Consider the following 23,424-nt stretch of genomic DNA (forward strand, 5'->3'; position numbering starts at 1 on the left):
GGCCCCAGTTTGTAGTCTCGACAACCACAATCTAGCGGGTCGGCCGTGAGCCTCTCCCCTCAGATGGGAGAAGAACCGTTTTTTTGCCCCGAATCCATGAACCTCGAACTCACTCCGACCACGGAACTCGAAGCCGTCAATGTGCTGCTCGGTGCTATCGGCGAAGCGCCGATCAGCGACCTCGAAGCGCTCGGCAACCTGTACGCCTCGCAGGCGCGCGACACCCTCCGCGCGGTGAGCCGCGAGGTCCAAACCGCTGGCTGGTGGTTCAACACCAGCGAGTCGTTCACCTTCACGCTCAACGCGGAAGGCAAGGTGCTGCCGCCGCAGTCGATCCTCAAGCTCGTCCCCGCACGCGGAAGCGAGCCGCTGGTGATCCGAGGCACGCGCCTCATCAACCCGCTCACCCTCGCCGACACGTTCTCGTCGGCCCCCACCGCCGACTTCGTGACCTGGTTCCTCGCCTACGAGGAGCTGCCCGAGTCGGCCCGCCGCTACATCGCCGTGCGCGCTGCGCGTCTGTTCCAGACGAGCGTGCTGGGTAGCGACCAGCTCTACGTGTTCACCGAGAAGCACGAGGAGGAGGCATACCTCATCTTCGCGCAGGAGCACGCCGACTTCACCTACGCCCGCGGCCACAACTTCCTCAGTGGCTCGACGGACGTGTCTGATATTTGGGACCGCTGATGCCGCTAATCACGGGGGACTATCCCTCGTTCCTGGGAGGCGAGTCGCAGCAGGACGATACCGTCCGCTCGCCGAACCAGCTCACCAAGGCGATCAACGCCTGGCTGCATGCCGCAATGGGCGCTGGCAAGCGCCCGCCCGCCGAGTTCGTTGCTGGCCTTGGCGTCACCCTCGATCACGACTGTGCCTTCCACTCCATCGTCCGCGATGAGAACGAGCGCTACATCGTCGCCGTGGGTCACCGCAGCATCCGCGTGTTCGACCACGAGACCGGCAAGGAATACACCGTCAACGCCACGGGCGACGCGCTCAACTACCTGGACACCCAGGGACAGCGTGCGTGGTCGTGCTTCGCGCTGGCGACGTTCTCCGACACCACCTTCATCGTCAACCGGCTGGTAGACGTGAAGCAGAGCGATGAGCTGTCGCCCGGTTCGCTGTACGGATCGGCGCAAACGATGTCCGACCTGCCGAAGCCCGGCGACAAAGGCTCGGCCGTTGTGCCGACCGGCGCGATCTACAACATCATCGGCTCGTCCGAATCGCAATTCGACGACTACTACGTCCAGAAGCAGTCCTCCTCGGTCTACCTGGAGGTCGCCCGGCCGGGCATCAAGCACCGCTTCGATGCCAAGACGATGCCGCACATCCTCAAGCGCATCCCCGATCCAGTGCATGCGGACGGCTTTTGGTTCTCCTTCGGTGGACCGGAGTGGACCGCGCGCCTCGCGGGTGACGAGCAAAGCAACCCGTTCCCGTCCATCGACGGCCAGCGCATCCGCGAGGTGTTCAAGCACCGGGACCGCCTAGGCTTCCTGGCCGGGGAGAACGTGCTGATGTCCGAGGTCTCCGATCCGTTCAACCTCTGGCGCACTTCGGTGACCCAGGTGCTCGACGCCGACCCCATCGACGTGAGCGTCAGCGGGTCTAACGGCGTCACCACGCTCTACCACGCAGTCCCGTTCCAGTCGGCCCTGTTCCTTGCCGCTGCGGGCGGCCAGTTCCTCCTGACCGCCGAGCCGTACCTGGCCGCCAAGAACGTCAAGAGCGATCCGGTCAACAGCTACAGCAGCTCGCCGTACATCCGGCCGAAGCTGATGGGCGAGTCGCTGTACTTCACCGAGGACAGCGGCGCATACGCCAGCGTGCGCGAATACTTCATCGACGACCTGTCGGTGACCGGCGACGCCGCCGACGTGACGGCGCATGTGCCCAAGCTGATGCCGGGCCGCATGCGAGCGATGGCGAGCGCAAGTGGTGCCGACTGCGTGTTCTTCGCTCCTGACGAGCCGACCGACGCGCAGCTCTACGTCTACTTCGTCCGCTGGATCGGCGACGAGAAGCAGCAGTCCGCATGGACGCGCTGGTCAATCTCCGGCGTCGGTCGCATCGTCCACATGCACGCCATCAACGACGTGCTGTACGCCGTCGCGGAAGCCCCAGGCGGCGGCTGCGAGCTGCTCAAGTTCCGCATGGTGCTCAACCAGCACGACACGGATGCCACGGGCGACTACAACTTCCTGCTCGACCGCATGCTGGTGGTGCAGCCCACCTATCAGCAGTTCGGCAACGAGACCTGGATCGACCTGCCCTACATCGTGCCCGATGGCATGACGGTCACCGTCCTCAAGACGGACGACTGGCAAGACCCCGGCGCGTACCTGGACATCACCAAGGCGCGCTGGGACAACGCCCGCACCCGCCTTGCGCTCCCCGGTAACCACACCGAGGGCCGCGTGGTCGTCGGCATGGACTACGAGCACCGCCTCACCCTGACCAAGCCCATCGTTCGCGGTGGGCAGAACCAGGCCGTGCTGGTGGGCCGCACGCAGGTGCGTGACATCGAGGTCGCCTACAAGGATGGCGCGTACTTCGAGCTGGAGGTCGAGCAGCACGGCAATGGCCGCGTCGAGACCTACGTGGCGTCGCACTCCGGTGCGTACACCGCGCGCGTCCTCAACGACTCGGTGTTCCGCACCAGCGCCCCGACGTTCCACTCCGGCTCTCGCCGGTTCCCCGTGCTGGGCGACGCCAACAGCGTCCGCATGCACCTCGTCAACCGCCTGCCGTTCCAGTGCTGGTTCCAGTCAGCACAGTGGCGCGGCATGTTCGTCTCCCGCAGCCGAGTATGACCCTGACCTATCGAAGCCCCACCGCCAGCGACATCCTCCACGTCGCCGAGAACATGCGGCAGGAGGACATCCTGGAGGTGGCGGCTTCGCATGGTCACACCCCGCTCCAGGCGCTCGCATTTGCAGTGACCGCGAGCGACCGCAGTTTCGCCGCGATGCACGACGGTTCCCCCGTGTGCATCTTCGGCTTCAGCCAGCACGCCGAGGGTATCGCCTCGGTTTGGCTGCTGGGCACCGACGCCCTGGTGGCTCCCACGTTCTGCCGCACGTTCCTCCGAGAAGCTCGGCGGATCAGCGACGAGTGGTCGGCCACCTTCGGCACCATCTTCAACTTCGTCGATGTCCACGCCGTCACCACGCGGCGATGGCTCGGCTGGCTTGGCTTCCGCGAGAGCGGCGTCGAGTCCGCCTACGGCTTCGCCAAGACACCCTTCGTCCGAGTAACCAAGACCCCATGTGCAACCCCGTAGCAGTCCAGGTCGGTATCGCCGCAGTCAGCGCGATGGCGACCATGTACGGCCAGGATCAGAACAACAAGGCCATCGAGGAAGCCGCGGAGCGTCAGCAGGAGCAGATCAACGACCAGGCCGCCGAGCGCACCCAACAGCGCATGGAGGAGGCCCGCGCACTGCGATCCGCGATGCGCGCCTCCGCAGCAGAAGCGGCAGTGTCCGGCAACTCGGTCGAGCTGCTGGCGAACGACATCATGGCCCAGGCTGGCCGTGACGTGGCCCTCATCGAGAAGAACCGCAGGAACGGAGTCGTCGAAAGCGGCTCCGAAGCACGCGCTCGTATCCGCACCGGCAATGCCGAGGCGCTGGGCGGCGTGATGCAGTCAGGCGCGAATGCCTACAGCAACATCCAAACCTACAAGCGCTATTCCATTCCCGGAGACGAGTAACCCGTGGCTCGCACGAAACCCCAAGAGATCATCCGCCGCGCGCAGGTGCCGCAGCGTCTCGCCGAGCGCCCCGTTCTGGCGGTGCAGGCTGACCAAGCGTCCTCCGCTGGTGCCGGTGTCCTCTCTCGCACCGCCGCTGCGGTGCTGACGCGCGTCTCGGATTCCGTCAACTCGCAGATGATCTCAAACAGCCGCGAGCAGTACAGCGCCGCGGCGACCCAACGTATGCAGGAGGACGCCGAGGGTACGCCCCGGCAGGCCGAGGACTTCGTTGCCCAGCAGTCGGAGTCATGGCGTCGCGGCTACCTCAAGGCAGACGGCATCATCCGCGTCCGCGACTGGCAGATCGAAGCGGCCAAAGAGATCGCCAAGGCCGAACCCGGCACCGACATCGAGCCGCTCATCAAGGAGCGGATGGCTGCGCTGACGCAGAACCCCGAGTTCCAAGACCCGCAGGTCCGCAAGGCCCTGATGCCGGTCGCCATGCGCGCCGCGCAGCAGGTCCGCCAGCAGTGGCAGGCCGACTCGATGCGGGAAATGCTGGTCCGGCAGAAGGAGTCGCTGACCGCGATCATCCGCGACGGCATCAAGGGCGGCACGTTCCTCACTTCCGAGGGCATGAACGGCCTGTACGCGATGCTGGACCAGGAGGAGTACGCCTATCTCAACAAGCGCGACGTGGACGAACTCTACGTCGAGGCCGCCAAGGAGGAGCTGGCCGCAGGCAACCGCGATCCTCAGTCGATCCTGGCGTTCCTGGAGCAGGACCGCGGCGACGGCCAGCCCGGCTTGATGAACACCGAGCACGGCGACGAGCTGCGCGCGGCGGCTGCCGCTGGTGCCCGCGTGATCGCACACCGCGAGGACGAGGCACGCAAGCAGGCGATGGCCGAGGCAGAGTGGACGCTCCAGGGCCTCGCGGATCGCGGCCAGCTCACCCACAAGACCATCGACACCTGGGCCAGTAAATTCGGCCTGAGCGGTGGCGACCTCCAGTCCTTCAAGCGATACTGGAACAACCAGCAGGAGCAGACGCTTCGCCGCTGGGAGCAGGAAGCGAAGGAGCGCGCCCGAGAGGAGCGCATCCGCAAGCTGGTAGCCGGGGGCAATCCCTACGAGATCAGCGACGCCGACCTCAAGAAGCAGGCCGGTAAGGAGTGGGAGGAAACCCCGCAGGCCGCACGCGGCCAGGTGCTCCAGAAGTGGGCACGGCAGGGCATCGTCATCCCCCAGCTCGAACGCATCCTCAAGCGCGCTGACCCGGCGTTCCAGGAGAACTTCCAGAACGCCGCGACGCTGTACGAACAGCTCCGCAAGGTCTCGCCCAAGTACGCCGATACGGTCGCTGGCGGCGAGGCTGCCGCAATGCTGGACCAGTACCTCTACGACACCCGGCGCAGCGGTCAGTCTCACCAGGAGGCCGCTCGCGTCCTGACGCAACCGAAGCGGGAAGTCGAGGAGGCCCGCTCGGTCATCAACGACACCTGGAAGTCCGGCATCAAGGACTACCTGGAGATCGACGGCAAGCCGCGTGACCCGCGTGAGCTGCACCGCATCCGCCAGGAAGCCGAGCGCATCGCCTCGCGTGGCGGAGTGTCCGGCGAAGCTGCCATCCGTGCAGCGGTCGGTCAGATCGACGCCCAGCGCACGACCGTCAACGGCCGCCGCGTGCCAAACATCGGCATGCCGCAGGGTGCCGAGCCAGCGGTAGACGAGCTGATCCAGACGGTCGCGCGCAAGCTCGGCCGCGACCCGGATGAGCTGTCGGCCCTGCCCAATCCCCGCAATCCGGGGCAGTGGCAGATCGTCGGCCCCGACAACTGGCTGATCCCTGACCCGGACACCGGCCGCGCCATCGGTTTCGACCCGCGTGCCATCGCGGCACAGCACCAGCGCTGGAAGGGAGACCTTGCGGAATCCCAGGCGCGTCGTCGGGTCGAGCAGCGCACCACCTGGGCGGACCAGTCCCGGAACATCCGCGACCTGCGCTCGCAGTCGGCGACCACGGAAGTCCCTGCGGCCATCGCCAAGCGCGACGCCAGCGCCGCCGAGGCTCCCGCCTTCGAGCTGCCCAAGTTCGACCTCACCAAGCCGCTGGTTCCCAAGGCGGGCACCAAGCAAACCACCACCACCCCGGCAGTCCCCGAGGACTTCCTGGAGTACCTGACGAGGAAGTAAGACCGCATGTTTGAATCCCTACCCGGCGCAGACGAGAACATCGTCAAGCCGGCAACCCAGCAGCCCATCGTGCAAGCCGTGCGCGAGCGCAAGGAGCAGCGAGAGGCCGCGGAGCGCCGGAAGGATCAGACGACCGTATGGGACGGATGGGGCGCTGCCCAGGCAAAGGGCGGCATCGGCTTCATCGACCGCTTCATCACCGAGCTGGGCTACGAGCCGCAGCAGGGCTATCGCATTCCCGCAGACGCGCGCAAGCGCTGGGAGTCGATGGGCCTGCGCCCGGAGCAGTGGGAGCTGTTCGGCCGGGCCACGTCCGACGAGCACCTCTCCTATCTGGAATCCGTGGCCTTTATGAATCAGATGGCGGACGACGACCTGGCGCAGTTCGGCCTGGGCGGACAGATCGCCCTCGGCTTCACCGACCCGGTGGCAACCGGCCTCGATCTCGCCACGGGCGGCCTGGGGTACGCAGCCAAGGCCGGACGCCTCGCCAACGCGGTGCGTTCCGGTCTACAGGCTGCGGGCACCTCCGCGCTGATGTCGGCCGCAACCTCCACCTACGACCCCGAGCAGACGCTCGCGGATGGCGTGCAGAGCGCCGCCCTGTCGTTCGCGTTCGGTGGTGCCCTCGGCGCTCGCCGGGGTGCCCTGTTCGACGGCGAGGTGAAGCCTGACGTGGTGAAGCGGCTGGCCGGTGACGACTCGCTGTCCGCCGCCCGCGTGGCAGGCACCGCCGCCAACGACCTCACGCCAGGCGTCCTCCCGCTGCGCAACGAGAGCGCATTCGAGCAGGAGTTCACCGACAAGGCGCTGGTCAACGCGCACATCACGCCCCACTTCGCCACCGTCCGCCGCGACCTTGCTGCCCGCATGGGTAGCGCCAAGTCGCCGCTGGTGCGCGAGGCGGGCCGCCTGCTGTTCCGCGATGGCGTCGGCTACACCGATCGCTCCGTCGCGGTCCAGGAGTCCACCAGCGAGTTCGCCAAGCGCCACCTGGCCGTCATGGAGACGGAATGGCGGAGCGGAGTGAACGCCGCATGGGACGCCTACAAGCAACGGACAGGCACCCATTGGTGGAACTTCTCCGAGCGCGCAAAGTTCAACGAGGAGGTCGGCCGTGCCGTGCGCGGTGCGCCTGACGTATCACCGGAAGCCGCCAAGGCGGCCGGCAGCGTCGCCAAGGCGATGCGCGATGCGCTCAAGCTGGCGCAGGACAGCAACCTCGACGGCTTCGCCAACGTGGCGCAGAACGGCAGCTACCTGCCGCGCTACTGGAGTGGCAAGGGCTTCAAGCGCCTGTTCGGCGAGATGCAGCTTCACCAGGACGACGTGATCGAGCAGCTCATCAAGCCCGCCATGCGTCGCGCCTGGGAGGCCACCACCGACGAAGGCGACGAGATCGACGACGAGCTGCTCGGGGCGGTTGCACGCTCCTACCTCAAGCGCGCCCAAGCGAACTTCGAGGGCGACGGGATGGACCTGCTGGTCCGCCCGCTGGACAGCGATTCGGTCGAGGAGATCGGCAACATGCTGACCGAGGCGGGCGTCTCGCCCGTGCGGTCGCAAGAGCTACTGTCCAAGCTGGAGCGCAAGACCTACGAGTCGGGCAAGCTCGACCGCGCGAAGAAGCGCATCGACCTCGACGAGACCTACTCCACCACCATCCGCAACGAGGCTGGCGAGGACGTGCAGGTCTCGATGGCCGACCTGTTCGACAACGACGTGGACTCGGTGATGACCCGCTACATGCGCGAGATCACCGGCTGGTCGGCGCTGTCGTCGAAGGCTGGCATCAAGAACCGCGCACAGCTCGACCGCTTCGTGTCGAAGCTCAAGAGCGACGCCCGCAAGTCCGGCGACGACGTGAAGGACATCGAGCGCCTGATCGACATCGGCCTCAAGTCCACCTTCGGCCGCAGCACCGAACTCGATCCCGCCAGCCGAGGCGCACGCTACGCGCGGTTCCTGCGCAACTGGAACTTCGCCCGCGTGATGAACCAGGTCGGCTTCTCGCTGTTCGCCGAGCTTGGCCCGACCATCGCGCATGCCGGTCTCCGCAACTTCTGGAACTCCGTGGGTGCCGCCCGCGACTTCCTGGTGCGCGGCGCTGACGGCAAGCTGTCCTCGCAGGAGGCGCGCGTCATGGAGCGGCTGTTCGCACCCGGCACCGACTGGCTGCGCAACCCGCCGTTCCTGCGCCTGGACGAGGATGCGCTAGTGCCGCAGACGTTCAACGTCAAGCACGGCGAGAAGATCGACAACGCGATGAACATGGCGACGCACGTCACCTCGGTCGCATCCGGCATGGCCCCGATCAACACGATGCTCCAACGCATCGCCGGTCGCGCCACGCTGCTGCGGCTGCTGGACATGGCGAACGCCAAGAAGCTGTCGGACGCCGAAGTGGCCCGCCTGCGCACCTGGGGCCTCGACGAGAAGGCCCAGGCCGACGTGTTCGGCTACCTCAAAGGCAAGCGGCAGATCGAGCAGATCGACCCGGACAAGCTGCCGTTCCAGACGCGCGAGCGCATGGCGGCCTTCCTGTTCCGCGTGACGCGACACCAGGTTCTCGAAGGTGACGCCTCGGACAGCATCGAGCTGATGCACTCCACCACCGGCCGCATCGTCACGCAGTTCCGCAGCTTCATGGTCAACAGCTACACCCGCCACTTCCTGAACTCCGTCCACCACTACGACGACTGGCGCACCTACGCGATGGTCGTGCTGTCCACTTCGGCAGCAGGCATGGGCTGGGCGGCTCGCACGTACATCAACACTGCGGGCAACCCCGAACAGCGGAAGAAGCAGCTGACGCAGGAGAACTTCTACAAGAACGCTGTCGCGCAATCGAGCTGGTCGAACGTGATCCCCGCGGTCACCGACGCCGTGTGGGCGGACGCCTTGGGTAACGACCCGGTGTTCGCCAACAACCGCTCGACCGGCCTGGAGAACGGCGTGATGGGCATCCCGTCCATCGACCTGTTCAACAAGGTCTACGGCAGCACGCGGATGATCGGTTCGGCCATCCGCGACGATGAGGAGATCACCGAGAAGCAGATGCGCGACTTCTGGAAGATTTGGTGGTTCAACAACATGACGGGCGTCCGCAACATCGCGGATCAAGCCCTACAGCAGTTCCCTGACCGCAAGGACGGGACTGATCGACCGTAACCAGGAGGCCCTTCGGGGCCTCCACCTTTTTGAGGACGCATGATCGAACTATCGCGCGGCCTTTCCTTCGTGCTCTACACCTACGAGGGAGGCCCTACGCGGTTCACCGTGCCGTTCCCGTACATCGCCCGCGAACACATCCGGGCGTTCGTCGGTGAACCGGACGCGGCCCGCGCTGTCTCCGTGTCGTGGGTGGACGCCAGCACCATCGAGATTCCGTCGCAGGATGGCGTGCTCGACGCACCCTACACTGTGACCATCCGGCGATTCACGCCGATTGACGCCCTCCTGGTCAACTACAAGGAAGGCGCAAACCTCCCGGCGCGCGACTTGTCCAAGTCGTTCCGCCAACTGCTGTACGCACACCAGGAACTCGCCGAGTTCGGTGGTGGCAGCGGCCTCCCCGGTGGCGGCCCCGGTAACCCCGGTGGCGACCCGGACCTCAACGCAATCATCGAGCAGCTCCTCCGCTCGCCAGCACTGCAAGACCTGCTGACCCGCATCGACCTTATCGACGTGAACGCCGAGGCGATCCTGGAGGAAATCATGCGCTCGCACGAGTTCTTCGACGTGCAGCGCGACTATGGCGACAAGATCAGCACGGCCACCCACGAGATCGGACTGCTGACCGAAGGCAACAAGGTCATCGCGCAGCAGATCATCGACCTGTTCGCGCGGGTGGACTACGGCGAGCAAAGTAGCCAGGCACGATTCCTGGAGGTCAATCGCGCCATCGCTGACGAGCGCTCCGCGCGCGTCGAGGCGATCACCGAGCTGCAAGGCCAGGTGGTCGAGAACGGCAAGACGATCTCCGCAGCGCTCAACCAGCGCATCGACGAGGTGGAGAGCACCACCGAAGCGGCGCGTGCGGCCACCGAGCAGCGCCTCGGCGCAGAGATCGAGGACAGCGCGGCGCAGGTCCGCACCGCGGTCATGGCCGAGGTTGACGCAACCAAGGCCCGCGTGTCCGACGTTGAGACGGCAGTAGTCCGCCACGGCGAGAACATCGCTGGCCTGGCCGAGACCACCGAAGCCCTGACGGACGCCGAGGGTGCCAACACGGCATTCCGACAGCAGATGGCGGCCAGCTACGGCGCGAACGTGCCGCAGGGGATTGCCAATGAGATCGACGGCCAGGTGTCGGCGGTTTCGGCCGCCTTCGAGCAGCGCATCGACACCGAAGCGTCCGCGCGCGAAGCCCTGGCTTCCCAGGTATCCACGCTGGAGACCAGCACCGCGCCGACGATCTTCTCGGACGCGCAGCCCTCCCCGCCCGCTGGCGGCTTCAAGGTTCCGACCTTTTGGGTCAAGACCGTGCAGACCGGCGCGTACCTGACGCAGATTTGGGATGGCACCGGCTGGCGCAAGGCCGACCTGGATGTCACCTCTCCGACCGGCGCGCTGGTGCAGCAGCTCAACACCACCAAGATCACCGCCGAGCAGGCACAGGCCATCGCGGCCACGCAGGTCCAGGCGTTCAAGGACGGCGACTTCGCCACCATCCGGCAGGAGTTCAACGTGGTCGCCGGGCAGCACTCCGGCATGTACGGTCAGTGGCAGGCCAACTACTCGGTCAAGATCAACGCGGGCACCATCAACGGCGTCCCCGTGGTCGCCGGTATCGCCCTCTCCGCCAACCCGCAGACCGGCAGCGACTTCATCGTCACCGCGGATCGCTTCGCCTTCGTCCACCCGCAGTACACCTCGGGCGGCACCTTGGCGAGCATCAAGTATCCGTTCGTGATCGGCACTGTCGGCGGCCAGTCCACCGTGGGCATCCAGGGTGCGCTGGTGGTGGACGGGACGATCACTGCGGACAAGATCAGGGTGAACTCCCTGGCCGCGCTCACGGCAAACGCAGGCACGATCAACGGCGGCACGTTCAAGACCCACACCCTCGACGGCAACGGCAACATCGTCAACGCTGCCGAGTTCCGCGTGGAAATCTCCAACCTCGGCGACTGGCCCCTGTGGGTCGGCTCCGGCGCGAAGAACGCCAACAACGCGGTGTTCTACGTGGACCGCAACGGCGGCGCGTTCTTCCGAGGCCGCGTCAATGCTCCCAACATCGTTGGGCAGTTCCAGTCGGCGACCGGCGTGTGGTGGACCGGGGCAACGAGCCTCTGCTACCAGGCGGGCAACAACTTCATCCCGCTCGGCGATTGGGTGGCGATCCACGAGTTCTGGCTCGGCGCTCCGGTGCTGGCTGGCGAGGGTCATACGCCCTCCGTGTCGGTGACCGTCACCGCGAACACGCGCGTCTACGGGCTGCACGTCATCTTGGAGGAGCTGCGCGACTCTGTGTGGGTCGTCATCGCCTCGCACGAGCCGCCGATGTACCGCGCGTTGATTCAGCAGATGGGCGGCGACGGCAACACCTTCACCGCGTCCAACTTCTACACCTACGAGCAGTCGGTGACGCTCTCGGCGTCCGGCGCATGGACAGGCGGTGCCCGCGCATTCCGCGTGCGGTGCCGCGCATCCAGCCCGCCTCCGCAGGTCCACGGCTACGACGCCCCGGCCTACCCGAACTACCTCATCACGTCGATTGGCGGCTTCGCCTTCGGCATCCGATAACCCTCAGAGAGAACCCAAGCACCGCATGAGCACTACCCCCGGCTACGTCTCCAACGCCGAGCTGGCCTCGCGCCTCTCGACGCTGGTAGACCGCTGGAACCGGCGCGAGAATCAGATGATCGCGCTGCTGACTCAGGAGGAAGGCACCGTCGTCGTGACGGACGGCCTGGGCAACAACCACACCCTCCTCTCGTTCCCGCAGCTCCAGAAGGACGTGGCCGGGCTGACCGACGAGCTGACCGGCTCGGTCGTGCAGGTGCGCGACCTGGTGTCCGTGGCAACCGGCATGGCGAACGCCGCGCAGGCGTCCGCAGATGACGCCTCTGGCTTCGCCGACGCTGCCGAAGCATCCGCCGTGCGCGCTGCGGAATCCGCCGCGAGCATCGACGACGACGTGCAGGCCACCGCCGACGCGGCGACCTTCGCTGCTGCCAAGGCGGCCGAGGCTTCCGACAGCGCGACCGAGGCGGCAAGCTCCGCAGTGGACGCCGCCGCTTCGGCGACGGCCTCGGCCACCTCGGCGCTGGCTTCGGCTGGCTCCGCAAGCCAGGCGGGCACGTCGGCCACCGCAGCGGGTCAGGCGCGTTCCGACGCGCAAGCAGCGGCGACTGCTGCCGCCACGTCACGGGATCAGGCGCAGACCATCCTGGGCTATGCGACCGACGCGGCCGACCGCGCGGAAGCTGACGCCACCGCTGCCGCAGCATCGGCTGCCGCAGCCGCCGACAGCGCGACCGCCGCAGCGACCTCGGTCACTCAGGCGACCACCCAGGCCAACCGGGCGGAAGCCCAGGCGTCCGCCGCGGCGACCAAGGCTGGCGAGGCTGCTGGCTCGGCGACCACCGCAGCCGGTCATGCCTCCGCTGCGTCCGGCTCGGCGTCTGCCGCCTCGATCTCGGCGCAGACCGCATCGTCGGCCAAGGCCGCTGCCGAGGCTGCCCGCGACAAGGCTGGCCTGTACGCGAACGCGCCGCAGGGCACCGAGGTCTCGCCGGGCGAGTTCTCGGCGAAGCATTGGGCCGCCCAGGCGCAGGCTGCCGTCACTGGCTCGCTGGTCTACATGGGATCGTGGGATGCCGGCACTGGTGCGTTCCCGGCCAACCCGGTGAAGGGTCACTTCTACAAGGTGGTCGGCGAAGGCACTGTGGGCGACATCCACTGGCGAGTCGGCGACCAGGCGCTCTACGGCGCTACCTGGGAGAAGATCGACAACACCGATCAGGTCACCAGCGTCGCCGGTAAGCAGGGCGACGTGACCCTCGTGGCTGGCGACATCGGCGGCCTGGGCGCGCTGGCGACCCGCGACGACGTGGACTTCAACACCCACGTCACCGGGAAGCCGACGACCTACCCGCCGAGCACCCACACGCACACCAAGGCGCAGGTCGGCCTCGACAAGGTGGACAATACCGCCGACCTCGACAAGCCGATCAGCACCGCGACGCAGACGGCGCTCGACGGCAAGGCGGCGGCGACGCACACGCACACCATCGCCAACGTGACCGGCCTCCAGTCCGCGCTCGACGGCAAAGCGGCGGCGTCCCACTCGCACACCATCGCAAACGTAACCGGGCTGCAAGCGGCGCTCGACGGGAAGTCGGCAATCGGCCACACGCATACCGCCGCCGAGATCGCCAACGTCGTCAACGTGACCGACGATCAGTCCATCGGTGGCGTCAAGACGTTCGCCTCCGGGCAGATTCGTGTGCAGGGATTTGGCGGCGAGGCCACGTCCGGCGTCATGTACCTGGGGTCGCTGGATCGCTATGTGTACGTGCCGCCAGCTGCGAACTCGCTGGAGTTCCGATTCGGCGATGGCACGGGTGGCGTCGCGTCCCTCAACGCTGGCGGCACCGTCTGGACCTCGGCGAACTTCAACCCGGCAGGAAAGGCCGACGCCGGTCACACGCACACCATCGCAAACGTCAGCGGCCTCCAGTCCGCACTGGACGGCAAGGCGAGCCTGGGTGGCGCAACCTTCACCGGGCAGGTCACTCTGGCCTATGGCGCGCCGCTGCGGTTGACCGGCATGGGTGCAGCGGGAACCGCGTACATCCACGGAACGAACGGCGCTGGCGATGACGTTTGCTCGATCACCCGCGTGAACACGAACAGCTGGTACAACCTGTACTGGAACGGTGCTGCGAACATTGCGGGCCGCCTGACGGTCGGCGATCAGATTTACCTCAACGCTGGCTGGTTCCGCTCCCAGCAGTCCGGCACCGGCTGGTACTCGGAAGCGCACGGCGGCGGCATCTGGATGCAGGACAGCACCTGGGTTCGCACCTACGGCGGCAAGGGATTCCTTATCGCTGGCCCAGGCGGTAGCGGTGGCGACCTCCGTTTGGAGAGCTACTCGCCAACCATCACCTGTTACGACTCCGACAACGGGACCACGCACTGGCTCCATTGCAACGACAACAACCACGGCTTCCTCGCCAGCAACGCCTTCTCGTGGTGCGCCTACCGCGACGGCAGCAACAATTGGGTCGCCACGGGCAACATCGTCGCCTATGCGTCCGATGCGCGTCTAAAGAAGAACATCGTGGACGCCTCGGCCTCCAAGGTGGCCGACTTCTTCGACCGCTTCCGTGTACGCGAGTTCGATTGGGATGCCAAGGCAATCGCCGAGCTGAATCCCACGTTCCACCCGAGCGCGGATCACGAGGTCGGCGGCATCGCGCAGGAGGCCGAGGAGGTCTACTCGTTGATGGTCGCCACGCACGCAAACGGCATCAAGACGATCCAGTGGGAGAAGGCTATTCCCTTCCTTATCGCTGAGGTGCAGGCGCTGCGTAAGCGCGTCGCGGACCTTGGGGGAGGTGCCTGATGGCCCTCCCCGGCTCCGGCCCTATCTCCTGGGAAATGATCCGCGCCGAGTTTGGCGGCGGCTACCCGATCTACGCGGACCAGTATTACCGAGGACGTGGATTGGTGCCCGACGTTCCGGCCAACTACGGCGTCCCCACGAGCGGCCCGATCTACGCCTCGCAGTTCTACAACGCGGTCAAGGCGACGCCGTTCCAAGCATCGCTGTCGCCGAGCTACCTGATGGGTAACTGGCCTCAGTCCACCAACGGCACGGTCAGCGAGTCGTTCAGCGTTTATTGCTCGGGCGGCACCGGCAACTACTCCGTGGTCTCCCGCTCCGTCACAGGCGGCGCGTCGATCTCCGGCAGCGGCCTCGGTGGCACTGTGACCGCCTCTGGGCGGAACACCTCCCGCATGGGGCAGTTCACAGTCGTCGTCACCGATGGCGTCACGCAGATCACCCTGACCGGCAACTACGAGTACAGCTTCGGTCGTCCGCTCTAACGCATCCACCACCTACAAGAGACCTAATGCACGATGAAGTGAAGCTGGTCGGCGCTCTCGCGGGCGTCGGCCTCATCGTGGGCATCGCAAAGATGCTCACGTCGAACGATCCGATCACCTGGAAGCAGGCGCTCGGCCGCGCAATCCTCTCTGGCGCTACCGGCCTTGCCGCTGGTGCCATCGTCATTTTCATCCCCGGCGTCTCCTTCGTCGCCCAGGTCGCGCTCGCGTGCATCCTGGCGTCGCTCGGCACGTCCGCGCTGGAGACCGTACTGAACCGCGTCGTCAACAAGTGACCGCCCCCAAGGATGCCTTGGAGCGACTGCACGCCGCAGTCGCTGACAAGCTCGCCGACACCATCGACTCGATGGAGTCGGACGCGAAGGGCCTGGCCTCGATCCTCAACGTGGCCCGGCAGTTTCTCAAGGACAACGGCATCGACGTTGCGGCCACGCCGCCCGGCTCACCGCTGGGCAAGCTGGCCGACAAGGTGTCCGAGTTCCCGTTCGATCCCGCTGAGGATGGGCGGCTGAACTGATGGAGGGCATGACGAGCCTCCACGTTCGTCACCCTTTCGAGGACTTCCGCAACTTCGCCTGGTACGTCTGGAAGGAGCTGGGGCTACCAAGCCCCACTCCGATCCAGTACGACATCTGCGAGTTCCTGAAAACCGGCCCGCGCCGTCGCGTCATCATGGCGTACCGCGGCGTCGGCAAGTCCTGGGTGACGGCCGCCTACGTCTGCTGGCTCCTCTGGAAAGACCCCCAGCACAAGATCATGGTGGTCTCGGCATCGAAGGAACGCGCCGATGCGTTCTCGGTGTTCGTCAAGCGCCTGATCGAAACCCTGCCTGAGCTGCAACACCTGCGCCCGCGTCCTGACCAGCGCAACTCGAACCTGGCGTTCGATGTCGGTCCCGCGCAGCCCGATCAGTCGCCCTCGGTGAAGTCGGTCGGCATCAACGGCCAGCTCACCGGCTCCCGCGCCGACACCATCATCGCGGACGACATCGAAGTCCCAAAGAACTCCATGACCGTCGTGCAGCGCGAGAAGCTCGCCGAGCTGGTCAAGGAGTTCGACGCGGTGCTCAAGCCTGGCGGCGAGATCATCTACCTCGGCACTCCGCAGACCGAGGAGTCGCTCTACAACAAGCTGCCCGAGCGCGGCTACGTCATCCGCATCTGGCCTGCGCGCTACCCGAAGGACACCAAGCACCGTCAGGTGTACGGCGACCGCCTCGCGCCGATGATCGCCGATGCGTTCGACGCGAACCCCAAGCTCGCCTGGAAGAACTGCGAGAGCGTCCGCTTCTCCGATGAGGACTTGATGGAGCGCGAGGCGTCCTACGGACGCTCCGGCTTCATGCTCCAGTTCATGCTCGATGCGTCGCTGTCCGACGCCGAGAAGTACCCGCTCAAGCTGTCCGACCTGATCGTGATGGACGTGGACCGCGAGGTCGCTCCGATCCGCGTGGTCTACAGCAGCGGCCCGGAGTACATCGTCAGCGACATCCCGTCCGTGGGCTTCACTGGCGACCGCCTGTACCGGCCCATGTACCTCGCCTCGGAAATGGAGGAGTTCACCGGCAAGGTACTCGCCATCGACCCCTCGGGCCGAGGTGGCGACGAAACCGGCTACGCGGTCGTCGGCATGCTTCGCGGCATGCTCTACGCGCGCCGCGCTGGTGCGACCAAGGGCGGCTACGACGACGACACGCTGGAGACCCTGGCGCACATCGCGCGCGCCGAGAAGGTCTCCGCAGTCCTCATTGAGGCGAACTTCGGTGACGGCATGTTCGCCAAGATGCTCTCCGGCGTCCTGGCGCGCGTGTACCCGTGCTCCATCGAGGAGGTGAAGCACTACGGCACCTCGAAGGAGAACCGAATCATCGACGTGCTGGAGCCGGTGCTGAACCAGCACCGCCTGGTGGTCGATGCCTCGATCATCCGCGCCGATCAGAAGTCCGAACAGAAGTACCAGCTGTGCTACCAGCTGACGCGCATCACGCGCGACCGCGGCGCACTGCGCCACGACGACCGCCTCGAAGCGCTGGCGATGGCCGTGAAGTATTGGGCCGACCAGCTCTCCCGAGACGTGTCCAAGGAGGAGCAGCGCTACCTGGAGGAGCTGCTCGACCGCGAGTACGCCTCCTTCATCCAGTCCGTGACCGGCCGCATGCCGTCACCCGACAACTACCTCGACATCCTGTAGGAGACCCAATGTCCAACACGCTCGCTGCGTGGCTGATGGCGCTCGCCGCCGCTGGCCTGCTGTACCTGTTCCTGCGCCGCAAGAACGACGACGACAACGACGGCCCGAGCGCACCCGCGCCGGTAACGCCGTGCGACTGCAACCACGCTCCCTGCTGCCACACCCAGGGCGGCCAGTCGAACCCCTACGCGCCGGTATGACCGACGCAAAGCTGCCGAGCCTCGTGGAGGTCAGGGACAACCTGATCCCCGCGGCGGCCCGGCTGCTCCCCGGCGTGGCCTTCACTCCCGAAGCGAAGGTCATGCTGCTCGCCATTGGTCTCCAGGAATCTCGCTTCGAGCACCGCAGGCAGATCAAAGGCCCCGCACGCGGCTTCTGGCAGTTCGAGGCGGGCGGCGGCACCGCAGGTGTACTCCGTCACCCGGCGACCTCCGCACGCGCCTCACAGCTCGTCTCCGCGCGTCTGGAGCGTCCCTCGACCGCTGCGGTCAACGAGGCGCTCGCCTCCGACGACGTGCTCGCCTGTGCGTTCGCTCGCCTGCTGCTGTTCACCGATCCGCGTCCGCTGCCCGCCCTGGGTAACCCCCAGGCCGCATGGGACTACTACGTCCGCAACTGGCGGCCGGGCAAGCCGCACCGTGACACCTGGGACGCGCTCTACGCGAAGGCCCTGGCAACCATCCGCAACACCTAACCGGAACCCATGAACTTCAAGACCATCTACAACCGCGCCAGCGAGCGCCTGGTGCGCGCCTACGAGCGCGCTAAGGGGTACGTAGCGCTACGCATTGCCCTCGCCTCGCAGTGGCTCCTGGAGCGCCTGCGCGAGACCTCCCGTCGCACCTACACCGGCTGGCTGTTCGTCGTCGTGTTCCTGGCGCTGCCCTACGTCGTCCTCGGCGGCCTGTGGGAGCACCTGCGGAATGCCGCGGAGCGCCTGTGGGATGACGTGAACGACATCGAGTGGGCTGCGTTCACCCCGAGCTACTGGCGGGAGCACATCAAGCAGTGACCACGCTGGCCTTTGACGGCCGGCTCGTTGCTATCGACTCGCAGGTCACCGCTGGTGATCTGCGGTACGAGGAGGAGAAGTTCTACCGCACCACCGACACCACCGGGCGCGACCTGGTGGTGTTCGGCGCGGGCACCACTTCCCACATCCAGCGAGCCGTGCGCGAGCTGTCGGAGGGATTCGACGAACTGACCAAGGGCGAGTACACGATCCTCGTGGTCGGCCTGCGGGACAACCCGGTGGCCTTCTACCACGACGGTCTCCCTCTCGACCTCCGGCGCGACTTCCTCGTCGCCGGTAGTGGTGGTGCGATTGCCCTGGCCGCCATGAAGGCAGGCCACAACGCGACCGAAGCAGTCCTCATGGCCTGCTCGACGGACCTCTACAGCGGTCCTCCGGTGCAGACCTACGACACGGTTACAAAGCGTTTCCTAAAACGCCGGACCTGAACTACTGGCGCATGGACGCGCCTAAACAGGAATGCCGATTTGGCGAGTCCTATCAAGGGCGCTCATGAGTTCTTTGATGCGGTACGGCTTCGGGAGAAAGGTCGCCCACTGGTGAGCGTCAGGGAGCTGCGGGTTCGGCACCCCGGACGCGAACATGTAGGGAATTCGGTGCGACAGCAGGTAATCGGCGACGGACATTGATGCTCCGTCCTGCGTCTGGATGTCTAAGATCGCCGCGTGAAATGCTTTCGCCTCTATGCGGTCGAATGCATCGGCAGCGGAGGCGACCACATCGACCTCGTAACCCTGCATCGCCAGGATTTCCTTCAACATCCCTGAGAGGTCAGGATCATCTTCCATGACCAACAACGAGCCGAGCCGACCCTGGCTGTATGCATCCGTAGCCATCGCGCGTTCTCCCACGCCTACGTTCCCCAAACGGTTCGTACCGTACACGACGGCCAGTTAAAAGACAGGAAACGACTCTACCTGAAAGTGAACAGTTCAGCTATCACGCCAATTCTTCATCCTTGAACCACCACATTACAGCCAAGACGACAAACCAAACGATCAGCGGGACGCCAATCGTGAATTCCACGAGTAGGCCTCTCATGTGCTCGTGCTGCGCGGCCTCAGTCAGTGCAGAATCCAGAATTGGCACCGCATCGGCCACCACGCTGTACGAGGTCGTGTCATCGTTTATGACCTCGCGGGTACGTTCGACCAGCTCCCGTGCTGCTCGAAGCTTCGCGTGCTGATATGCGGCGGGCACTCCAGCACAGACCAGCGAGAGGACAGTGACCAGCGCCGCCAAGCGAATGAGGAGGGTATTGAGCGATGCCATAGATGCTCGTTGTAATGTCTATGCCAACCGCTAAGTTTATTCGACCACGGAGCACTGGGAGGGCTTGACAAGGGTGCTATCATAGTAAGACCTAAGTATTACTCTAGCAGGACTATAGAGTTCTATTCATTGGTATTCACCATCAAGTAGAGCTACAGTTCTCCTATGCACTCCTGGGGTGTTCCTCTGTCCTCCTTGGGTGCCACTGCGGCGGACTAGACCTCCGTCCCATCCTTGATGACCCATAGCACCACGCCCGCACCAATCCAAGCGAGCGCCGGGATGCCCAAAGCGAGCTGGAGAAACAGGTTGCGGGAATTGCGGTTGCTGATGAGGTCATTCGTCGCGGCGTCAAACGTCCGCACCGCCTCATCAACCAACACCTGCGGCGAGGCGTCGTTCTCGATGATCTGCTCGTTCCAGGAACGCAACTCCTCAGCGCTCCTTACGCCGGTCTGAAAGTACGCGGCAGGGAGTCCTGCGAGCACTAAGGCCAGGACGGTGATCGCGGTAGCGGTTCTTATCGTGTATCGGCGGGCGTACATAACGTCTCCTCGAAGTGACAGAGGTGGTCGAAAGGTTTGCGGCAAATTTCCGAAGGAGTATCCAACTACTTGGAACGGCGCGATCACCCCCCGTAGGGGGTCGCCCCCTGTAGCGTAAGGCACGATGCGCCCCCTTCGCGTCACCTGCGGCGTCACCACCTCGGCTAACCTACTGATTCCAAAGGTGAACCACCGGATTAGGTATCCAGTGCCTAGGCAATCCCATGCGATACCTGGGCAACCTGCGGACATCCGCGCTCAAACGTTCGCGCCCCTGTCTGTCCCTATCTGTCTTTTTGCCCTGACCGCCACGCGCCCACCTCGGCACCACCTCGGCACACCTGCCGACCACCTCGGCACACCCTGCCCGGCCTATGCCCACCTGCCGCCCACCACGGCCAGCCAATGCGCCACCACGGCCCACGCAAGGCCCGCCACGGGCACCCCTACCGCCCCGCCTATAGAAGCTCCCCACGCGCGCGCTAGGCGCTCCCTGCGACCATCCAAAATCGTTGCCATCGGGGTATTGACAGCCATGCGGGGATTGATCTAATCTATACCCGTCGCCAGCAACACGGCGGCAGCGGAAAAGGCGGCGACAGACGTGCGACCGATGGATCGACAGCACCTAGAGCTTATCCCGCCAGCACTGAGGACTAGCCCCAAAGGCCCCTAAGCGCACCGCAGGTAACGTCCGGCTCAACCATCCCCCTACCGGGAGTGATTGACAAACCGGGAGCAAAAGGGCATAATGCCCACCATCGAACAACGGCCGCAGGGTGCGGTCGGGACAGTAGGAAAGGGGCAGGCAGGAGCGCCGCCCACGGCAGAACGCGGGGAGCTGGGAACACTAGCCGCGCCGGGAAGTGTAAGGGCCGATGAAGGCCGCCACGGATACCGGGTCACCGCCAGAAAGAGCGGGGCCATCTGTACGGGATTCCTAGGCGAGCTGGAGGCGCTCCCGGAAGCTGGCGACGGTCAGATTCCATGCCTTACGAGCATGAGTCTGACCGCCAAAGCGCCCCTACCGTTGTGATGGGGCGTTTTGGTGGTCCGATTCACTGGAGAGCAACCCATGACGATGATCCCGTTTGATATGACCGCCCGCGACTACTACGTGGCCGGTTGCATCCGCCGCGGCATCCGCGAGCACCGCGCCCGACTCAACGAGCGGGAGCGCCAGGCACACAAGAACCGCACCCAAGTTGCGCCTTGTCCATCCCCCGTTGTCATCTGATCCCCTTTCGTCAACCCGGTTTTCCACACCCCGCCGACGTGTGACGGCGGGTCTTTTTTGGAGCTACCATGAGCACCAATGGACCACTGGAGGACTTGCAAGTGCGCAAGCTCACCGCTGAGATTCGCAAGATCAACCGCGAGAGCGACAAGCTGATGATGGAGACCCGGTGGTATCCGCTGGTGGTCGCCACGGCCTTTGTGGCTGGCATCGTCACGCTGACCAAGCTGTTCCTCTAACAGCGCCCTACCCCAATCCCCCGAAGCCGCCGCAAGGCGGCTTTTTTGTTGCCCGGAGAAAGCTATGAACAAAATTCCTTCCGCCCTGATCGCCGCCGCTCTGCATGTGGCCCCCAAGAATGACGTTCGCTTCTACTTGAATGGCGTGCTGATTGAGTCGCACGCCGATGGTGCGATCATCGTTGCTACAGACGGCCACCGCATGCTTGTGGTGCGTACCAGCCTGCCGTGGGACATTGGCAAGATCATCGTGCCGCGCAATGCGTGCGAGCTGGTCGCCAAGATGAAGGGCGATGTCTATTTCAGCGCCGTGGGCGATGCCAGCCGGTTCAAGGCGGAGCGCGGAGGCCAGGCCATTGAGTTTGCTGCCGTTGATGGAACCTACCCGGACTGGCGTGCTGCGGTGTCCAAGCCGAACGAACTCAAGCTGTCCGGATTCGCGCCTGCCGTCCTCGAAGGCGTAGTGAAGGCGGCCGGTGTAATTTGCAAGGCATTCGGCGGCAAGGCCACTTCACTGATTCCGGTGACTGGCGGCGACGTGGCGGCCATGTTCGGTATTGGCGGCATCACCGATCCGAGCATCAGGTGCGCGTCTTTGATCGTCATGCCAATGCGCGACTCGTCATACCCGGAAGCCCTGTGCAGCGACGCGCTCCGCGCTTAACCCGAACCCATCAGCCGCCGCAAGGCGGCTTTTTTGTTGCCCGGAGAAAGCCATGAACCTCGACAACTACGCCCCCGAGAGCGCGAAGCGCATAGCCGTGGCGCTGGTGGATGCCGCCCTCGCCGCTGGTTACTCGCTCGGCGTCTACGACGGCGAAGAAACCACGGTGCGGCACAGCCGCGACCGGCAAGAAGTGTTGGAGGCCCTCGCCTCTACCGACCACGATCACCTGCGGTTCTACCGCCCGGACGCAACAAAGGCGGGGTTTGTGCTCCTGATTTGGGAGAACGGGGACGACGCCGCGAGCGACTGGAGCGACAACGACGAGACCAACGCGCTGGTGATGCCGGTGCTGCGCGGGCTGGGGGTGCTGTGATGGAACTGCGCACCTACGGAACCCGCAACGTGTTCCTGGCACAGCCGGGGCGCTATCACGAACAACTGGCGGCGACCGCGATGACGCCGCAGCAAGCCGAGGAGTTCGCCACCGTGGTCAACCGCGCAATCAGGGATACCGACTTCGACCCCATCGACCTCGCGCAGCTGGCGAGCGGGTGGACGTGGCCCGAGCCGATGAGCACCGCGCCGCTGGGCATTGAGGACTCCGAATTTCTTGTCGAGGTGGCGCGCATGCTGCACCGCCTCTGGCAGGAGGTCGGCGAGCAGTGGAGCGGCGTTTGGGCCTACGACATCGCCGACCCGCTGGGCGGGTGGCTGTCGAGGAACGGCATCAACCACGAGACCGCCGATGGCGTGGCCCGCGCCGAGCAGCAGGCCCGCGCATGGATCGCCGAGGGCATGGGAGCCGCGCGATGAGCTACCGCGAGGAGGACATCTTGTTCGAGACCGAAAAGGCATGGGTGCTGCGCAAGGGGCCGAACCATTTTGAGGTCTACAAAATCGGCCTCACCCACTCGACACGCCACGGCATTTTTCACAACATCCCCGGCGCACTGGATCGCGCCATCGAACACGCAAAGGGCCTGTCGCAATGAGCAATGACAACGAGCTGGCTGTACCTGCCGGTGACAAGCTGGTCACCCTGGGCGACCGATCGGTCTCCTACGGTCCCCGCCAAGAGTTCGACGGGAGCGTCGAGCCTTGCGCACCGATGGCCGCGCAGTTTTGGGGCGTCTACCGCTGGGCCGGTAAGGACCGCTGGTGGTGGATTGCCGACGTGGCCGACGAGGACACCGCCCGCGCAGTGGCCGCCGCCTACCTGCTGAACGTCAAGCCCGATTGGGCGCACTGACCGATAACCA

General features: G+C 65.4%; 26 protein-coding genes. 23 read left to right on the plus strand and 3 right to left on the minus strand.

The annotated features are described in order from the left end of the window. Window positions 1-96 precede the first annotated feature (96 nt). The 16 genes from O0K41_RS07035 (at window position 97) to O0K41_RS07110 (ending at window position 18,633) form a co-directional block, all read left to right on the plus strand. Window positions 97-687 (plus strand): hypothetical protein, encoded by a 591-nt coding sequence (locus O0K41_RS07035; RefSeq protein ID WP_005412402.1) that lies wholly within the window; start codon window positions 97-99, stop codon window positions 685-687. Continuing rightward, window positions 687-2,819 carry a hypothetical protein gene (locus O0K41_RS07040; RefSeq protein WP_005412401.1) on the plus strand — a complete coding sequence of 711 codons (2,133 nt, stop codon included), beginning with the start codon at window positions 687-689 and terminating at the stop codon, window positions 2,817-2,819. The genes O0K41_RS07035 and O0K41_RS07040 overlap by 1 nt, the downstream gene beginning before the upstream one ends. Continuing rightward, window positions 2,816-3,289 (plus strand): hypothetical protein, encoded by a 474-nt coding sequence (locus O0K41_RS07045; protein WP_005412400.1) that lies wholly within the window; start codon window positions 2,816-2,818, stop codon window positions 3,287-3,289. The genes O0K41_RS07040 and O0K41_RS07045 overlap by 4 nt, the downstream gene beginning before the upstream one ends. Before the next feature lie 32 nt (window positions 3,290-3,321). Further along, entirely contained in the window at window positions 3,322-3,720 is a 399-nt protein-coding gene (locus O0K41_RS07050; protein ID WP_032961812.1) for a hypothetical protein, read from the plus strand. Window positions 3,721-3,723: 3 nt separating this feature from the next. After that, a complete protein-coding gene (locus O0K41_RS07055) occupies window positions 3,724-5,898 on the plus strand; it encodes a hypothetical protein (protein WP_164221372.1) in 2,175 nt (724 codons plus the stop codon). 69 nt (window positions 5,899-5,967) lie between these two features. Beyond that, the gene (locus O0K41_RS07060; RefSeq protein WP_234500153.1) at window positions 5,968-9,069 is read left to right on the plus strand and encodes a hypothetical protein; all 3,102 of its coding nucleotides are present in this window, start codon (window positions 5,968-5,970) and stop codon (window positions 9,067-9,069) included. Between the two features lie 39 nt (window positions 9,070-9,108). Further along, window positions 9,109-11,646, plus strand: a complete 2,538-nt coding sequence (locus O0K41_RS07065; RefSeq protein ID WP_005412396.1) for a phage tail fiber protein — start codon at window positions 9,109-9,111, stop codon at window positions 11,644-11,646. A 25-nt stretch (window positions 11,647-11,671) separates the two neighbouring features. Continuing rightward, entirely contained in the window at window positions 11,672-14,476 is a 2,805-nt protein-coding gene (locus O0K41_RS07070) for a tail fiber domain-containing protein (protein ID WP_049427184.1), read from the plus strand. Continuing rightward, complete coding sequence (locus O0K41_RS07075) at window positions 14,476-14,961, plus strand: hypothetical protein (protein WP_126411773.1); 486 nt, start codon at window positions 14,476-14,478, stop codon at window positions 14,959-14,961. The genes O0K41_RS07070 and O0K41_RS07075 overlap by 1 nt, the downstream gene beginning before the upstream one ends. Before the next feature lie 26 nt (window positions 14,962-14,987). Beyond that, window positions 14,988-15,257, plus strand: a complete 270-nt coding sequence (locus O0K41_RS07080; RefSeq protein ID WP_005412393.1) for a hypothetical protein — start codon at window positions 14,988-14,990, stop codon at window positions 15,255-15,257. A 17-nt stretch (window positions 15,258-15,274) separates the two neighbouring features. Beyond that, window positions 15,275-15,499: a hypothetical protein gene (locus O0K41_RS07085; RefSeq protein ID WP_005412392.1), complete on the plus strand. Its 225-nt coding sequence runs from the start codon at window positions 15,275-15,277 to the stop codon at window positions 15,497-15,499. A gap of 8 nt (window positions 15,500-15,507) precedes the next feature. Beyond that, window positions 15,508-17,172 carry a phage terminase large subunit gene (gene terL / locus O0K41_RS07090; protein ID WP_032961836.1) on the plus strand — a complete coding sequence of 555 codons (1,665 nt, stop codon included), beginning with the start codon at window positions 15,508-15,510 and terminating at the stop codon, window positions 17,170-17,172. An 8-nt stretch (window positions 17,173-17,180) separates the two neighbouring features. After that, window positions 17,181-17,372 carry an LPXTG cell wall anchor domain-containing protein gene (locus O0K41_RS07095; RefSeq protein ID WP_005412390.1) on the plus strand — a complete coding sequence of 64 codons (192 nt, stop codon included), beginning with the start codon at window positions 17,181-17,183 and terminating at the stop codon, window positions 17,370-17,372. Then, on the plus strand, window positions 17,369-17,866 hold the full coding sequence (locus O0K41_RS07100; RefSeq protein WP_065426719.1) for a hypothetical protein: 498 nt from the start codon (window positions 17,369-17,371) through the stop codon (window positions 17,864-17,866). The genes O0K41_RS07095 and O0K41_RS07100 overlap by 4 nt, the downstream gene beginning before the upstream one ends. A 9-nt stretch (window positions 17,867-17,875) precedes the next feature. Further along, window positions 17,876-18,184: a hypothetical protein gene (locus tag O0K41_RS07105; RefSeq protein ID WP_005412388.1), complete on the plus strand. Its 309-nt coding sequence runs from the start codon at window positions 17,876-17,878 to the stop codon at window positions 18,182-18,184. Further along, on the plus strand, window positions 18,181-18,633 hold the full coding sequence (locus O0K41_RS07110; protein ID WP_005412387.1) for a hypothetical protein: 453 nt from the start codon (window positions 18,181-18,183) through the stop codon (window positions 18,631-18,633). The genes O0K41_RS07105 and O0K41_RS07110 overlap by 4 nt, the downstream gene beginning before the upstream one ends. A 21-nt stretch (window positions 18,634-18,654) precedes the next feature. Here O0K41_RS07110 and O0K41_RS07115 read toward each other — a convergent pair whose 3' ends face one another. The 3 genes from O0K41_RS07115 to O0K41_RS07125 all read right to left on the minus strand — a co-directional run bounded on the left by O0K41_RS07115 (window position 18,655) and on the right by O0K41_RS07125 (window position 20,022). Then, complete coding sequence (locus tag O0K41_RS07115; RefSeq protein ID WP_005409127.1) at window positions 18,655-19,041, minus strand: response regulator; 387 nt, start codon at window positions 19,039-19,041, stop codon at window positions 18,655-18,657. A gap of 103 nt (window positions 19,042-19,144) precedes the next feature. Continuing rightward, window positions 19,145-19,477: a hypothetical protein gene (locus O0K41_RS07120; RefSeq protein WP_043033726.1), complete on the minus strand. Its 333-nt coding sequence runs from the start codon at window positions 19,475-19,477 to the stop codon at window positions 19,145-19,147. A 215-nt stretch (window positions 19,478-19,692) separates the two neighbouring features. Beyond that, complete coding sequence (locus O0K41_RS07125; RefSeq protein ID WP_032961796.1) at window positions 19,693-20,022, minus strand: hypothetical protein; 330 nt, start codon at window positions 20,020-20,022, stop codon at window positions 19,693-19,695. 1,075 nt (window positions 20,023-21,097) lie between these two features. Between O0K41_RS07125 and O0K41_RS07130 the strand changes: the two genes are divergently transcribed. The 7 genes from O0K41_RS07130 (at window position 21,098) to O0K41_RS07160 (ending at window position 23,414) form a co-directional block, all read left to right on the plus strand. Continuing rightward, the gene (locus tag O0K41_RS07130; RefSeq protein WP_154267699.1) at window positions 21,098-21,259 is read left to right on the plus strand and encodes a hypothetical protein; all 162 of its coding nucleotides are present in this window, start codon (window positions 21,098-21,100) and stop codon (window positions 21,257-21,259) included. 68 nt (window positions 21,260-21,327) lie between these two features. Beyond that, a complete protein-coding gene (locus tag O0K41_RS07135) occupies window positions 21,328-21,498 on the plus strand; it encodes a hypothetical protein (RefSeq protein WP_004154558.1) in 171 nt (56 codons plus the stop codon). Window positions 21,499-21,562: 64 nt separating this feature from the next. Further along, on the plus strand, window positions 21,563-22,162 hold the full coding sequence (locus O0K41_RS07140) for a hypothetical protein (protein WP_005412385.1): 600 nt from the start codon (window positions 21,563-21,565) through the stop codon (window positions 22,160-22,162). A 52-nt stretch (window positions 22,163-22,214) separates the two neighbouring features. After that, the gene (locus tag O0K41_RS07145; protein WP_005412384.1) at window positions 22,215-22,538 is read left to right on the plus strand and encodes a hypothetical protein; all 324 of its coding nucleotides are present in this window, start codon (window positions 22,215-22,217) and stop codon (window positions 22,536-22,538) included. Continuing rightward, window positions 22,538-22,978 (plus strand): hypothetical protein, encoded by a 441-nt coding sequence (locus O0K41_RS07150; protein ID WP_005412383.1) that lies wholly within the window; start codon window positions 22,538-22,540, stop codon window positions 22,976-22,978. The genes O0K41_RS07145 and O0K41_RS07150 overlap by 1 nt, the downstream gene beginning before the upstream one ends. Continuing rightward, window positions 22,975-23,157: a hypothetical protein gene (locus O0K41_RS07155; protein ID WP_032961794.1), complete on the plus strand. Its 183-nt coding sequence runs from the start codon at window positions 22,975-22,977 to the stop codon at window positions 23,155-23,157. Before O0K41_RS07150 ends, O0K41_RS07155 begins: the two co-directional genes overlap by 4 nt. Continuing rightward, window positions 23,154-23,414 carry a hypothetical protein gene (locus O0K41_RS07160; RefSeq protein ID WP_032961791.1) on the plus strand — a complete coding sequence of 87 codons (261 nt, stop codon included), beginning with the start codon at window positions 23,154-23,156 and terminating at the stop codon, window positions 23,412-23,414. Before O0K41_RS07155 ends, O0K41_RS07160 begins: the two co-directional genes overlap by 4 nt. Window positions 23,415-23,424 lie beyond the last annotated feature (10 nt).

The sequence above is a fragment of the Stenotrophomonas sp. Sm2128 genome (assembly GCF_030985535.1).
GTDB lineage: Bacteria > Pseudomonadota > Gammaproteobacteria > Xanthomonadales > Xanthomonadaceae > Stenotrophomonas > Stenotrophomonas maltophilia.

What these genes read in the sequence shown, in the direction of transcription:
- O0K41_RS07035 (WP_005412402.1), top strand. Translation starts at nt 97, where the DNA reads ATGAACCTCGAACTCACTCCGACCACGGAACTCGAAGCCGTCAATGTG.
- O0K41_RS07040 (WP_005412401.1), top strand. Translation starts at nt 687, where the DNA reads ATGCCGCTAATCACGGGGGACTATCCCTCGTTCCTGGGAGGCGAGTCG.
- O0K41_RS07045 (WP_005412400.1), top strand. Translation starts at nt 2,816, where the DNA reads ATGACCCTGACCTATCGAAGCCCCACCGCCAGCGACATCCTCCACGTC.
- O0K41_RS07050 (WP_032961812.1), top strand. Translation starts at nt 3,322, where the DNA reads ATGGCGACCATGTACGGCCAGGATCAGAACAACAAGGCCATCGAGGAA.
- O0K41_RS07065 (WP_005412396.1), top strand. Translation starts at nt 9,109, where the DNA reads ATGATCGAACTATCGCGCGGCCTTTCCTTCGTGCTCTACACCTACGAG.
- O0K41_RS07070 (WP_049427184.1), top strand. Translation starts at nt 11,672, where the DNA reads ATGAGCACTACCCCCGGCTACGTCTCCAACGCCGAGCTGGCCTCGCGC.
- O0K41_RS07075 (WP_126411773.1), top strand. Translation starts at nt 14,476, where the DNA reads ATGGCCCTCCCCGGCTCCGGCCCTATCTCCTGGGAAATGATCCGCGCC.
- O0K41_RS07080 (WP_005412393.1), top strand. Translation starts at nt 14,988, where the DNA reads ATGCACGATGAAGTGAAGCTGGTCGGCGCTCTCGCGGGCGTCGGCCTC.
- terL (WP_032961836.1), top strand. Translation starts at nt 15,508, where the DNA reads ATGACGAGCCTCCACGTTCGTCACCCTTTCGAGGACTTCCGCAACTTC.
- O0K41_RS07095 (WP_005412390.1), top strand. Translation starts at nt 17,181, where the DNA reads ATGTCCAACACGCTCGCTGCGTGGCTGATGGCGCTCGCCGCCGCTGGC.
- O0K41_RS07100 (WP_065426719.1), top strand. Translation starts at nt 17,369, where the DNA reads ATGACCGACGCAAAGCTGCCGAGCCTCGTGGAGGTCAGGGACAACCTG.
- O0K41_RS07105 (WP_005412388.1), top strand. Translation starts at nt 17,876, where the DNA reads ATGAACTTCAAGACCATCTACAACCGCGCCAGCGAGCGCCTGGTGCGC.
- O0K41_RS07115 (WP_005409127.1), bottom strand. Translation starts at nt 19,041, where the DNA reads ATGGCTACGGATGCATACAGCCAGGGTCGGCTCGGCTCGTTGTTGGTC.
- O0K41_RS07120 (WP_043033726.1), bottom strand. Translation starts at nt 19,477, where the DNA reads ATGGCATCGCTCAATACCCTCCTCATTCGCTTGGCGGCGCTGGTCACT.
- O0K41_RS07125 (WP_032961796.1), bottom strand. Translation starts at nt 20,022, where the DNA reads ATGTACGCCCGCCGATACACGATAAGAACCGCTACCGCGATCACCGTC.
- O0K41_RS07130 (WP_154267699.1), top strand. Translation starts at nt 21,098, where the DNA reads ATGACGATGATCCCGTTTGATATGACCGCCCGCGACTACTACGTGGCC.
- O0K41_RS07135 (WP_004154558.1), top strand. Translation starts at nt 21,328, where the DNA reads ATGAGCACCAATGGACCACTGGAGGACTTGCAAGTGCGCAAGCTCACC.
- O0K41_RS07140 (WP_005412385.1), top strand. Translation starts at nt 21,563, where the DNA reads ATGAACAAAATTCCTTCCGCCCTGATCGCCGCCGCTCTGCATGTGGCC.
- O0K41_RS07145 (WP_005412384.1), top strand. Translation starts at nt 22,215, where the DNA reads ATGAACCTCGACAACTACGCCCCCGAGAGCGCGAAGCGCATAGCCGTG.
- O0K41_RS07150 (WP_005412383.1), top strand. Translation starts at nt 22,538, where the DNA reads ATGGAACTGCGCACCTACGGAACCCGCAACGTGTTCCTGGCACAGCCG.
- O0K41_RS07155 (WP_032961794.1), top strand. Translation starts at nt 22,975, where the DNA reads ATGAGCTACCGCGAGGAGGACATCTTGTTCGAGACCGAAAAGGCATGG.
- O0K41_RS07160 (WP_032961791.1), top strand. Translation starts at nt 23,154, where the DNA reads ATGAGCAATGACAACGAGCTGGCTGTACCTGCCGGTGACAAGCTGGTC.